General features: G+C 60.6%; 8 protein-coding genes. 7 read left to right on the top strand and 1 reads right to left on the bottom strand.

Annotated elements, in window-relative coordinates:
- Positions 1-346: 346 nt before the first annotated feature.
- Complete coding sequence (locus tag BLO97_RS24710) at positions 347-5,215, bottom strand: NAD-glutamate dehydrogenase (protein WP_092145893.1); 4,869 nt, start codon at positions 5,213-5,215, stop codon at positions 347-349.
- 465 nt (positions 5,216-5,680) lie between these two features.
- Here BLO97_RS24710 and BLO97_RS24715 point away from each other — a divergent pair, with 465 nt between their 5' ends.
- The 7 genes from BLO97_RS24715 (at position 5,681) to BLO97_RS24745 (ending at position 13,449) form a co-directional block, all read left to right on the top strand.
- Positions 5,681-6,034, top strand: coding sequence for a hypothetical protein (locus BLO97_RS24715; protein ID WP_092145895.1), 354 nt, complete (start codon positions 5,681-5,683; stop codon positions 6,032-6,034).
- A 352-nt stretch (positions 6,035-6,386) separates the two neighbouring features.
- Positions 6,387-7,412, top strand: a complete 1,026-nt coding sequence (locus BLO97_RS24720) for a LacI family DNA-binding transcriptional regulator (RefSeq protein ID WP_092348677.1) — start codon at positions 6,387-6,389, stop codon at positions 7,410-7,412.
- Between the two features lie 154 nt (positions 7,413-7,566).
- Entirely contained in the window at positions 7,567-8,349 is a 783-nt protein-coding gene (locus BLO97_RS24725; RefSeq protein ID WP_092348679.1) for a sugar phosphate isomerase/epimerase family protein, read from the top strand.
- Complete coding sequence (locus tag BLO97_RS24730; protein ID WP_092348682.1) at positions 8,342-9,322, top strand: sugar kinase; 981 nt, start codon at positions 8,342-8,344, stop codon at positions 9,320-9,322. The genes BLO97_RS24725 and BLO97_RS24730 overlap by 8 nt, the downstream gene beginning before the upstream one ends.
- Before the next feature lie 87 nt (positions 9,323-9,409).
- Entirely contained in the window at positions 9,410-10,708 is a 1,299-nt protein-coding gene (locus BLO97_RS24735; protein ID WP_092327794.1) for an MFS transporter, read from the top strand.
- Positions 10,709-10,722: 14 nt separating this feature from the next.
- Positions 10,723-11,700, top strand: coding sequence for a 2-hydroxyacid dehydrogenase (locus BLO97_RS24740; RefSeq protein ID WP_092348685.1), 978 nt, complete (start codon positions 10,723-10,725; stop codon positions 11,698-11,700).
- A gap of 576 nt (positions 11,701-12,276) precedes the next feature.
- Positions 12,277-13,449, top strand: coding sequence for a YcaO-like family protein (locus BLO97_RS24745; RefSeq protein ID WP_256572298.1), 1,173 nt, complete (start codon positions 12,277-12,279; stop codon positions 13,447-13,449).
- Positions 13,450-13,465 lie beyond the last annotated feature (16 nt).

A 13,465-nucleotide genomic window follows, 5' to 3' on the forward strand; every position in this document is an offset into this window, starting at 1 on the left:
CGCGCGACCTTCCTGCTTATGCCTGTCGGATCTACGTCACAGCGTTCCGTGCAAGTATTGGGCTTTGGCAATTTTGGCTACCTTACCCCGCTGCACCGCCTAATCCGCTTCCTGTTCGTCAGGCCAGCATTTTGCCTCGGGCTTCCTTCAGATTCGCAGTCACCCGCGACACCCTTGCCTCTGGCTAACACTTCCCCTTGCCGGGTGTGTAGAGGACTTTCACCTCCAAGTCACCAGCGTGACCACCACAGCCAAGCTGGTTGCGCTTGCGCGCAACGCGCCATGCCTGGCGCACCAAAAAAAGCCCCGCATCTCTCAATGCGGGGCTTTTTCATTCAACGCCGAATCAGTTGGCCGTCACGACCGCCTGACCGCTCATTGCCACGTCCAACAGCTCGCGGTTGGCGACCGCGTACATGGCGTAGTCGGTACCGCTGGCAGCACGGATGTCCACCAGCATGGCACGCCAGCGCTCGACCATTTCGTGGTGCTGCTCCAGCCACAGTGCCAGGCGAGTTTCCACGTCCTGGGCGCCATCGCCCTCTTGCAGGACCGAGATGGTGATCGCCCGCTGTTGCCAGTCGACATCATCACGGAACGCTTCACGGGCCAGTGCCTGCCAGTTGTTTTCCACCGGCAGTGCGCTGATCTGTTGCAGGTACCAGGTGATGTCCAGGGCGCTGCCCACGGCGAAGTAGGCCTTGGCCACATCGGCGGCGTTCTGGCCGGTGACGTCGGACGCCTCGATGATCGGCAGCAAGGTGTACAGGTGCGTCGTGCCGGCAACCATGCGCGCCAGCAGCTCCGGCACACCAGCGGCCACGTAGGCCTGGTAGCGGGTCTGCCAACCTTCGCGGGTCGGACCTTCCAGCAGTTCGTCGAGCTTGAGGCCCAACGCCGCCAGGTGCGGACCGAAGTGCGCCACGTCACGGGCAGCGTTCTGCTCGTTGCGGCGGCTGCGCAGGAACCAGCGCGTGGCGCGACGACCCAGGCGCATCAGCTCGTCCATCAGCTCCAGTTGCACGTCGGCGGACACCTGGTGGTCCAGGGCTTCGATCTGCCGGAACCAGTGCGGGAGATGGAAAATATCGCGCACGATCACATAAGCGCCCGCCACGTTCGCCGGGCTCATGCCCGTCGACTCCTTGAGCCGTTGCACGAAGGTGATGCCCATGTGGTTGACCAGGTCGTTGGCGATCTGGGTGCTGACGATCTCGCGCTTGAGGCGATGGCGACGCATGGCCTCGGAGAACTTGCTCACCAGTGTCGGCGGGAACGCCGTCTCCATGTCACGGGTCAGGTAGTCGTCGTCCGGTACCAGGGAGTTGAGCAGCGCTTCCTTGAGGTCGATCTTGCTGTAGGAGATCAGCACCGACAGTTCGGCACGGGTCAGGCCATGGCCCGCCGCGACACGTTCGGCCAGCTGTTCTTCGGTCGGCAGGAACTCGATGGCGCGATCCAGCTTGCCACGGGCTTCCAGGTCGTTCATCAGGCGCTTGTACTCGGCGATCCGCACAAAGGCGCGACGGGCCGCCAGGGACAGGGCCTGGGTCTGCTTGTAGTTGTTGCCCAACACCAGGCCACCGACTTCGTCGGTCATGCTCGCCAGCAACTGGTTGCGTTGCTTGTCGGTCATGTCGCCGGCCTGCACCACTTCGTTGAGCAGGATCTTGATGTTCACTTCGTGGTCGGAGCAGTCCACGCCGCCGGCGTTGTCGATGAAGTCGGTGTTGGAACCGCCGCCATTGAGGCCGAACTCGACGCGACCCAGTTGGGTCATGCCCAGGTTGCCGCCCTCGCCCACGACCTTGCAGCGCAGTTCGTTGCCGTTCACGCGCAGTGCGTCGTTGGCCTTGTCGCCGACATCGGCGTGGCTTTCAGTGCTGGCCTTGACGTAGGTGCCGATACCGCCGTTCCACAACAGATCCACCGGTGCCTTGAGCAAGGCATTGAGCAGTTCGGTCGGGGTCAGTTTGTCGGCCTTGATGTCGAAGCGTTCTTTCATCTGTGGCGAGATGGCAATGCTCTTCGCGCTACGCGAGAAGATACCGCCGCCTTCGGACATGATGCTGGTGTCGTAGTCGGTCCAGGCCGAACGCGGCAGATCGAACAGGCGCTGGCGCTCGGCAAAGCTGCTGGCAGGCTCCGGGTTCGGGTCGATGAAGATGTGCAGGTGGTTGAAGGCCGCGACCAGTTGCAGCTTGTCGGACATCAACAAGCCGTTGCCGAACACGTCGCCGGCCATGTCGCCGACACCCACCACGGTGATGCTGTCTTCCTGGACATTGATGCCGCGTTCGCGGAAGTGGCGCTGCACGCCGACCCACGCGCCCTTGGCGGTGATGCCCATTTTCTTGTGGTCGTAGCCAGCCGAACCGCCGGAGGCGAACGCATCGCCGAGCCAGAAGCCATAGTCGATGGCGATACCGTTGGCGATGTCGGAGAAGGTCGCAGTGCCCTTGTCCGCCGCCACCACCAGGTACGGGTCATCGTCGTCATGACGCACGACGTTGGCCGGCGGTACCAGCACGCCGTCCTTCAGGTTGTCGGTGATGTCCAACAGGCCCGAGATGAAGATGCGGTAGCAGGCGATGCCCTCGGCCGCGATCTCGTCCCGGCTGCCGCCCAACGGCAGGCGACGTGGCAGGAAACCGCCCTTGGCGCCCACCGGCACGATCACCGAGTTCTTCACTTGCTGGGCTTTTACCAGGCCGAGCACTTCGGTGCGGTAGTCTTCTTCACGATCGGACCAGCGCAAGCCACCGCGAGCCACGTTGCCGAAGCGCAGGTGCACGCCTTCGACCCGTGGCGAGTAGACGAAGATCTCGAACTTCGGTACGGGCTTGGGCAGTTCCGGGATCAGGTGCGGGTTGAACTTGAAGCTGAAGTAGGACTTGTTCTGGCCGTTGGCGTCGGTCTGGTAGAAGTTGGTCCGCAGGGTGGCCTTGATCAGGTCCAGGTAGCGACGCAGGATGCGGTCTTCGTTGAGCACCTGGACGTCGTCCAGGGCCGAGAGAATCGCTTGCTCCAGGCGCAGTTGCTTGTCTTCCAGGTCATCGCCGGTGAGTTTGCGCGCCAGGTAGAAGCGGGTCTTGAACAACCGGGTCAACTCGCGAGCGATGTCGGTGTGGTTGTTCAGGGTGCTGGCGATGTAACCCAGGTCGAAGCCCAGGCGGATCTGCTTCAGGTAACGGGCATAGGCACGCAGCAGCGCCACGTCGCGCCATGGCAGGCCGGCGGTCAGCACCAGGCGGTTGAAGGCATCGTTCTCGGCATCGCCACGCACGATGTGGACGAAGGCGTCCTGCAAGGTGTCGTTGAGTTGCTGGATATCCAGGTCCAGGCCTTCGGCGGCGGTGAACGCGAAGTCATGGATCCAGAACTCGCGGCCATTGGTGTGGCGCAGGCGGTACGGGAATTCACCCAGCACGCGCAGGCCGAGGTTTTCCAGGATCGGCAGCACGTCGGACAGCGCCAGTGGCGTATCGGCGTGATACAGCTTGCAGTGCAGCTCACGCTGGCCGGAGACCTGGCCCAGCGGCTGGTAGAAGCTCATGACCAGCGGATTTTTTTCGCTCAGGCTCAGCAGGTGCTGCATGTCGACCACGGCCGAGTGCGCAGCAAAGCGCTCGCGGTAGCCGGCCGGGAAACCTTTCGGGAAATCCGACAGCACGTTGGTGCCCTGGGCTTCACCGAAGCTCTCGACGACCAGGCTGGCGTAATCGTCCTTCCAGCTGCGGCAGGCCTGCACGACTTCTTTTTCCAGCAGCAACGGGTCGATGTCGATGCGGTTCTTCGGGTCGACCCGCAGGATCAGTTGTACACGGGCCAGTACGGATTCGGAGAAGAAGGTCCAGAACTCGCAGTCCGAGGCCTTCAGGCGATCCATCAGCACTTGCTGGATCTTCTGGCGCACTTCGGTGGAATAGATGTCACGTGGCACGTAGGCCAGGCAGTAGCAGAAACGGCCATACGGGTCTTTGCGCAGGAACACGCGGATCTTGTTGCGTTCCTGGATCTGCACGATGGACATGACGGTGCTGAACAGCTCGTCCACCGGGGTCTGGAACAGGTCGTCACGGGGCAGTACTTCGACCACCTGGGCCAGTTCCTTGCCCAGGTGCGCCTTGGCCTGGAAGCCCGAGCGACGCTCGATTTCCGCGACCTTGCGGCGGATGTACGGGATGGCCCGCACGCTCTCGCCATACACCGAAGAGGTGTACAGGCCCATGAAGCGGCATTCCTTGATGACCTTGCCGTCGGCGTCGATTTCACGGATCGACACGTAGTCAGGATAGGCCGGACGGTGTACGCGGCTCGGGTGCGCGGCCTTGGCGAACGACAGCGGCGTCGGTTCGCGCAGGTAATTGACGGCGTAGTCTTCGATGCGCAGGTCTTCGGCGGTCAGGCCGGCGCGCAGCAATTTGGTCAGGCCCAGGAACGAATCGGGGTTGTACTCGATGTGGCCACCATCGGCCTCGTCACGAACCACGAACTCTTCGTAGCCCAGGAAGGTGAAGTGGTTACCTACCAGCCATTCCAGGAAGCTCTTGATCTCGCTCTTTTCATCAGCGTCGATGGCGTAGGCGCTGCTGTCCAGGCTGTCGAGGATTTCCTGGACCTTGGCTTTCATCGGTTCGAAGTCGGCCACGGCCACGCGCACTTCGCCCAGCACTTGCTCAAGTTCCTTGCTCAGGACGTTGAGTTCGGCGGCGTTGGCGCAACGGTCGATTTCCAGGTACATCAACGACTCTTGCAGGATGTCGTCGCCCTGGGTGCCTTTTGGCAGGATTTCCAGCAACTCGCCCTTGCTGCCGCGACGCACGCTCAGCACGGTGGTTTGCAGGGTATGAATGCTGTAGCCGCGACGGTTCAGCTCGGTGCGGACCGAGTCCACCAGGAATGGCAGGTCGTGGTGCAGCACTTCCACGGCCGTGTGGGTCGACTGCCAGCCGTGGCGTTCGTAATCGGGGTTGTAGACGCGCACCTGCGGCTGCGCGTGATCGAAGCGCTCAAGCAGGCGCCAGGCAGACAGGGTGCAGCCGGCGAGGTCGGACAACCGGCGCTGGGTAAGTTCATCGAGGGAAATGATGCCGAAGAATTGTTCAGCGAACAGCGCCACTTGTGGCAGTGCCTGTTCACTGATGTGCTGCGCCAGTGCCGCTTGCAGTTGATGCTGGAAGTCGGCCTTGCTGGCTGCGGTGAAGAACGCCATCTGTGGTACTCCGCTTGGGCTTGTTATTGATGAAAGCGTCGCGTGCAACCCCTTGCGGGGTTATCGGCCATCCCGTTCCTGATTCTCGGGCAGAGGAAACAGGATGACAGGTGGATGAAGCTGGACAGGACCCGCAGGTCACATCCTTTTCCATGTAATTTCATGTCATGGGCACCTGCAAAAAACACCCGTGGGATGGCCTTTGCAGGTGCACATCCGTTGCGCAGCTTAACGAGTGCGACAACCTGCCTGCTTGCAGCGCTGCGACATATTCGGTCATCGGCTAGCTAAACAGCCCGTGCGCATCGAACAACCCTAGCAGCCCAAGGGCCAAACGGCACCTGGCGGCGTGAAATCATCGCTGGATCCTGCGTCTGGCAGCGGTAATCCAGCAGAAATTCCTCCCGGCTGGCAAAATCCACCTTTTACTCCCCCGCAGGGCTCATCGAGCCAGGAGCCATCACCATGCAAATGACCACCGCCCTTCTGATCGCCAACCCGTGCGACGAAGAAGAAGACAACATGGCCATGCTCTGCTGCCATAGCGCCCAGGGCGACATGTTCCTGATGTCCCGCTACCCCGACGAAGACGCACTGGAAATCACTCTGGATGGCGAGCCTTCGACACTCGATGGCGTGAAGGTGACCCTGAGCCCGACCCTGCTGAAGATCGAAATCGCCGCAGCGGACGCCGATGCCCTGAATGGCGATGATGTGCTGGAAATCATTCATAACAGCGATACGGCGGACCTGGCGGAAGTGGAACTGACGTTGCAGAACATTCTCCGGGGCACCGGGACTTATATAAGTCAGCTCTGAGCTCAGCAGCGCCAGGGATTCAGGATAGGAGTCGGGCAGCTCTTGTGGCGAGGGAGCTTGCTCCCGCTGGGCTGCGCAGCAGCCCCAAAAACCACACACCACGATCTGACAGCCAAACCGCGCGAGCACGAATGGCGACTGCTGCGCAGCCCAGCGGGAGCAAGCTCCCTCGCCACACTGGTTCGCGTGAGCCTTCCCACCACATCCTACCCACGCTGCGGCTCCTTACCACGAGGTGAATCACCGTCGGTCGCTCTCGTATCAAGACGCCCTTGACGACCGACTGGATTCTGAGGTTTCCTGAAACCGGTTTCAGAGCCGCTAAATAATTCCAATAAGCAGGTTTCTATCCGTGAATTCTTTCTCCGCCGCCCAGCGCAGCCGCGTGACCATGCTTGACGTCGCCGAACGCGCCGGGGTCTCCAAGGCCAGTGTCTCGCGCTTCATTGGCGAGGACCGCGCCCTGCTCTCCGAGGCCATCGCCCGGCGCATCGAGCAGGCAATCAATGAGTTGGGCTATCGTCCCAACCAGATGGCCCGTGGCCTCAAGCGCGGACGCACGCGCCTGATCGGCATGCTGGTGGCCGATATCCGCAACCCTTATTCAATTGCCGTGATGCATGGCGTGGAAACCGCCTGCCGTCGCCATGGCTACAGCCTAGTGGTGTGTAACACCGATCGCGATGACGAGCAGGAGCGCCAGCACCTGGCGTTGTTGCGCGCCTACAATATCGAAGGGCTGATCGTGAACACCCTGGGGCATCACCGTGAGGAACTGCTCGAACTGCGCAGCGAGATGCCGCTGGTGCTGGTGGATCGCAAGGTTGATCGGCTCGAAAGCGACCTGGTGGGACTGGATAACCCGGCCGCCGTCGCGATGGCGCTCGACCACCTTGAACAACGGGGCTACCGCGATCTGCTCCTGGTCAGCGAGCCCTTCGACGGCACCAGCTCGCGGATCGAGCGGGTCGACAGTTTCAAGGCCGGCATCGAGCGCCGCCCTGCCCTGACCGGCGCCGTGGTGGAAACCTGTGACCGGTTGACCGCACGCATCGAGGCCTTCCTTGCCCAGCCGGGCGCTGGCCCCAAGGCACTGTTCTGCGCCAACGGCATTGCTGCGTTGGCCGCCACTCAAGCCTTGCGCGACCTGGGTTGCCATTTGTTCGACGACGTAGGCCTGATCGCCCTCGACGATCTGGATTGGTACCCGTTGGTGGGCAGCGGCATCACCGCCCTGGCCCAACCCACCGCCGAGATCGGCGCCAGCGCTTTCGAATGCCTGCTCAAGCGCTTGCGCGGTGACAACGGGCCGGTGCGGACCCTGGATTTTGCGGCGCAGCTGATTGAGCGTGGGTCGACGCTTGGGAATGGTCGGTGATGGTGAGGGCCCTATCGCGAGCAAGCTCGCTCCCACAGGGATCTTCAGTGCGCCACAGATCCCGTGTGGGAGCGAGCTTGCTCGCGATGAGGACCTGAAGCACACCCCCCTTTTTTTAAATAAAACTGAAACCGGTTTCATAGGTGCAATAACAATGAACAAACCACCCGTTTCCATCAGCCTTTCCAGCTACGGCGCCGACCTGGTACGGCAACAAGGCCAAGGCCATTTCATCGATCTGCTGGCCGCCGCCGGCGCCTCGCGCATCGAATGGCGCGAAGAATTGCTCACCACCGAACAGCCCGCCGAGCTGGCCGCTCGCGCTCGCGCCCAGGGGCTGCAAAGTGTTTTCTCGTCGCCACTGGAGCTGTGGCTCGCCGGGCAGTCCAGGCCCAACCCGGCCCTGGCACTGACCCTGCAACGGTCCGAGGCTTTCGGCTCGGCATGGCTAAAAGTCTCCCTCGGGCACTTCACCGACTCCCATGACCTGTCAGCACTGGCGGATGTGCTCGGCGCAAGCCCAGTGCAGTTGCTGGTGGAAAACGACCAGACCTTGCAAGGCGGGCGGATCGAACCGTTGCAACGTTTCTTCACCGCTGCCGAAGAGCATGCATTGCCCGTCGGCATGACCTTCGACATCGGCAACTGGCAATGGCAGGACCAATCGGCCGCCGTCGCCGCCCGACAGCTCGGACGGTATGTGGCTTACGTGCATTGCAAGGCAGTGGCCCAGCGCGCCGACGGCAAACTGGTCGCCGTACCTCCGGCCATGACCGACCTGCACCTGTGGGAGCAACTGCTCAAGCACATGCCCGTCGGTGTAATGCGCGCCGCCGAATACCCGCTACAAGGCGAAGACTTGCTGCAATTGACCGCTGAACATGTCGCCACCCTTGCCCGCCTCGGGCAACCACGCCGGGAGCCTGCCCATGCCTGAGTTCGATGTGCTGTCGTTCGGCGAAACCATGGCGATGCTGGTGGCCGACCAGCGCGGTGACCTGGCCAGCGTCGACCAGTTCCACAAGCGCATTGCCGGGGCCGACAGCAACGTGGCCATCGGTTTGTCGCGCCTGGACTTCAAGGTCGCGTGGCTGAGCCGGGTTGGCGCCGATTCCCTGGGACGCTTCGTCGTGCAGACACTGGAAAACGAAGGCCTGGATTGTCGTCACGTGGCGGTCGATCCAACGCACCCCACCGGATTTCAGTTCAAGTCCCGTACCGACAATGGCAGCGACCCGCAAGTCGAGTATTTCCGTCGTGGCTCGGCGGCCAGTCATCTGTCGATCGATTCCATCGCGCCATCGCTGCTTGAAGCCCGTCACTTGCACGCCACCGGCATCGTCCCGGCGTTGTCGGTCACGGCCCGCGAGATGTCCTTTGAATTGATGAGCCGTATGCGCGCGGCCGGCCGCAGCCTGTCGTTCGACCCCAATCTGAGGCCAAGCCTGTGGACCAGCGAGTCGACGATGATCACTGCAATCAATCGCCTCGCCGCCCTCGCCCACTGGGTCTTGCCGGGACTCGGCGAAGGCCGGCTGCTGACCGGTTTCGACGACCCGGCCGACATCGCCGCGTTCTACCTGGACCAAGGCGCCGAAATCGTCGTGATCAAGCTCGGCGCGGACGGGGCCTATTACCGCACGGCGTTGGACCAAGGCGTCATCCCCGGCGTGCCGGTGGCCCAAGTGGTGGACACCGTGGGCGCCGGTGATGGCTTCGCCGTGGGCCTGATCAGCGCATTACTCGAAGGCCAGGCCATCACCGAGGCCGTACAGCGCGCCAATTGGATTGGCAGCCGCGCGGTGCAGAGCCGTGGGGATATGGAAGGGTTGCCGACGCGCCTTGAGTTATTGGCTGAATTTGAAACCGCCTATCGCGAGCAAGCTCGCTCCCACATGGGATCGAGTTAACCCCTGTGGGAGCGAGCTTGCTCGCGATAGAGGCCACCGCAAAACACACCTGCTGCAACAAAAACAACAAGCTCAGGAGTCAACGACATGCAAACGCTCAACCTCGCCACCCGCCGCTGGTGGTACATCATGCCCATCGTCTTCATCACCTACAGCCTGGCCTACCTCGACCGGGCCAATTATGGATTTGCCGCCGCCTCGGGCATGGCCAAGGACCTGATGATCACCCCAGGGCTTTCGTCGCTGCTGGGCGCCCTGTTTTTCCTCGGCTACTTTTTCTTCCAGGTCCCGGGGGCGATCTACGCGCAAAAGCACAGTGTGAAGAAGCTGATCTTCGTCAGCCTGATCCTCTGGGGTTCGCTGGCCACCCTGACGGGCGTGGTCGCCAACGCCTACTGGCTGATCGTGATCCGTTTCATGCTCGGGGTGGTCGAGGCCGCGGTGATGCCGGCGATGCTGGTGTACCTGTGCCACTGGTTCACCCGGGCCGAACGCTCGCGCGCCAATACCTTCCTGATCCTCGGCAACCCGGTGACCATGCTGTGGATGTCCGTGGTCTCGGGTTACCTGGTGCAGCGATTCGACTGGCGCTGGATGTTCATCATCGAGGGCCTGCCGGCGGTGCTCTGGGCCTTTGTCTGGTGGCGCCTGGCCGATGATCGCCCGGCCCAGGCCAAGTGGCTCAGCGACCAGGAAAAACATGATCTGGAAAGTGCCTTGGCCGCCGAACAGGTCGGCATCAAGGCGGTGAAGAACTATGCCGAAGCCTTCCGCTCTCCCAAGGTGATCATCCTGGCATTGCAGTTTTTCTGCTGGAGCATCGGCGTCTACGGGTTTGTGTTGTGGTTGCCGTCGATCCTCAAGGCCGGCCTACAGATGAACATGGTCGAGGCCGGGTGGCTGTCGTCCTTGCCGTACCTGGCGGCGGTGATCGGCATGCTGGTGGTGTCCTGGGCGTCGGACAAGGCGCAGAAGCGCAAGCGTTTCGTCTGGCCGCCGCTGCTGATCGCCTCCATTGCGTTCTACGCCTCCTACCTGCTGGGGGCCGAGCACTTCTGGTGGTCCTATGGCTTGCTGGTGGTCGCCGGCGCTTGCATGTACGCGCCCTACGGTCCGTTCTTCGCCATCGTTCCGGAAATCCTCCCGGCCAATGTCGCCGGCGGCGCCATGGCGTTGATCAACAGCATGGGCGCGCTGGGTTCGTTCGGCGGCTCGTACCTGGTGGGCTACCTCAACGGCACCACCGGCTCCCCTGGCATGTCCTTCCTGCTGATGAGCGGCGCCTTGCTGCTGTCGGTCGTGCTGACCCTCGCCCTCAAGCCCGGCGCCAGCGACCGGACCGTCTCCCACCCCGCGACGCCAAACCCGGCGCCCGCCCGCTCCTGAATCGAGACCCATCCATGAAAAAGCACGTGGTGTTGTACAAAACGCTGTCACCTCAATTGATGGCTCGCCTGCAAGCCCAGGCCCAAGTCACGCTCATCGAACGCCTCGATGCCCAGGGCCTGGCACAACTGCGCGACGCCCTGTCCACGGCCCACGGCCTGCTGGGCGCCAGCCTCAAGCTGGATGCGGCACTGGTGGACCTGGCGCCGAACCTGCAAGCCATCGCCAGCGTCTCGGTGGGGGTCGACAACTACGACATCGACTACCTGACCGAACGCCGGATCCTGCTGACCAATACCCCGGACGTGCTCACCGAAACCACCGCGGACACCGGTTTCGCCCTGATCCTGGCAACCGCCCGGCGCGTGGTGGAACTGGCCAACCTGGTGCGCAGCGGCGGCTGGCAACAGAGCATCGGCCCCCGGCATTTCGGCACCGACGTCCATGGCAAGACCCTGGGCATCATTGGCATGGGGCGCATCGGCGAAGCCTTGGCCCAGCGCGGGCACTTCGGCTTCGGCATGCCGGTGCTCTACCACAGCCATTCGCCCAAGCCCGCGGTCGAGCAGCGTTTCAACGCACGCTATTGCAGCCTCGAAACATTGTTGCAGCAGGCGGACTTCGTTTGCCTGACCTTGCCCTTGACGGCTGAAACCCAAGGGCTGATCGATGCGCAGGCGTTTGCCCGAATGCGTCCCGAGACCCTCTTCATCAACATCTCCCGAGGCAAAGTGGTGGACGAAGCGGCACTGATCGACGCCCTGCGCAACGGCCAGATCCGTGGCGCGGGACTGGATGTGTTCGAGCACGAACCCTTGAATGCCGATTCGCCGCTGTTGCAGATGGACAATGTGGTGGCAACGCCCCACATGGGCTCGGCCACCCATGAGACACGGGAGGCGATGGCGCGCTGTGCGGTGGACAACCTGCTGGCGGCATTGGCGGGGGAGCGACCGGCGAATCTGGTGAATGCGGGGGCGTGGGTAGGCTGACGTATTGCCGCCTTCGAATATGCCATCGCAAGCAGGATCGCGATGGCAACCGTGTCCATTCAGACCTGCACGCAACACAACCTTCCCCGGACACCCCCGCCTTATAACACCTCTGCAGCCTTGTCGGATGACCCTTTCGATCCGTTCTTAAAATAATATAAACATTCCAAACGACGAAAACAGTAGCGAGAAACAATGCTTTCAACAAAGCAGCTACATTCCTACATCGCCCTCCTACTCAACAGCAAGAACAAACCTACGACAGCCTCGGAAGTCCCGCAATAGCCTTCACCCCATCTCAATGTTATTAATTAATCACTTGCGAACACACGCAAGTTGGGCACTCGCGTCGCGACACCCATTAACTACATTGGAGTAAATCGACATGGGCAGGAAACGCTCTGAAATAAATAATACCTTCTTTGGTCTGCCACAGGCATTAGGTTTTTCTAAAGGCCTCCTCGAAACGGAAGCCGATTTTTTTGCGTCACTGATCAATTAAACCAGTGACCGATTAAATATCGGCGAACAGATGCCGGAAGGATCTCCTTCCGGCATCTATTAACGGAGATCCATATGTCCGAACGAGAACTAGCACCCACCGAAGCGCTATTCAATATCATGTCCACGCTTCATACACTGGGCCTCAGTGCAGTAACACGGTACACGACACCATCCAAGCTAGTAGCGACGGCCGAGTTGTTTGATGGCAACGATAATCTAGTTGAATCGGGGGCTGGCAAGGGACCAGACTCACTTATAGGCGCACTGGCAGAAAGCATTGAACACTTCAGCACCTTTCAGCCGCTTGCTGATTCTCCCCCACGGTATCGCTCCGATAAGATAGCTACTCAAAAAGCCGTCACAGAAGATGGGATTTTTACCAGCCTGCCTCACACCGGAAAATTAATCGAATGCTATAGGCTTACGTCGCTCGACAACAATGAAGAGTTATTCGCCCCTTGCGCCCTTCTATGCCCTGAAACGACGCAATCCGTCCACGAAGATTCGAATTCCGCATTGCATTTTCTATCTCGCTACTCATCAAACTCAGGAATTGCTTTTGGTTGCACAGAGAACGAAGCACTGTTACATGGCACACACGAAATAATCGAGAGGCATATCCTGTCTCTTTTCTATATGACTATCTGTGGCCTCGGCCCGGCAATAGAACTGTACATACCTTCTACCGCTTTGCTTGAAACAGCGCTGAGGGGTCACCCCTCTGCCTTGGTATCAGTGAGAAAACTGCGAGTGATTATTATCAAGGATGTGCTGTCAGTTTATTTTGCCGTGGCATTTCCCAAAGCAGGCCCTGGACCTCACCATCTTTCACCCATTGGCTCCGGATGCTCGCTTGAAATCCATACTGCAATCCAAAGGGCAGTAACTGAACAGTTCCAGTCCGAGGACTTATATGATGCAACTGAAGAATCTATAGATAGAGAAGCTTTTGATTTACTATCCCAATCAAAGCACCTTAAACATCTAATCGACTTCGCACCAGTCACAAGTGCGACACTTCCTATTATTGATATTCCTGCGCACACCGGCTCCACGACAGTTTCCGCACAATTAGAAACACTGCAAAAAAACCTATCAAATACAGGATTGAAAATATTCCGTCGAACCGTAGCCCGCTTTTCAAGCAACAGCCTTGTCACTCAAGTTTATATCCCAGGACTTGAGCGCTTCAATATCATTCGAAGCGGTCGCTTGGTGGCGCCTCAGCACGTGTTGCGCGGTTGAACTACCGAAACACGAA

It is taken from the genome of Pseudomonas sp. NFACC05-1, from assembly GCF_900100135.1.
Taxonomy (GTDB): Bacteria; Pseudomonadota; Gammaproteobacteria; order Pseudomonadales; family Pseudomonadaceae; genus Aquipseudomonas; species Aquipseudomonas fluorescens_Q.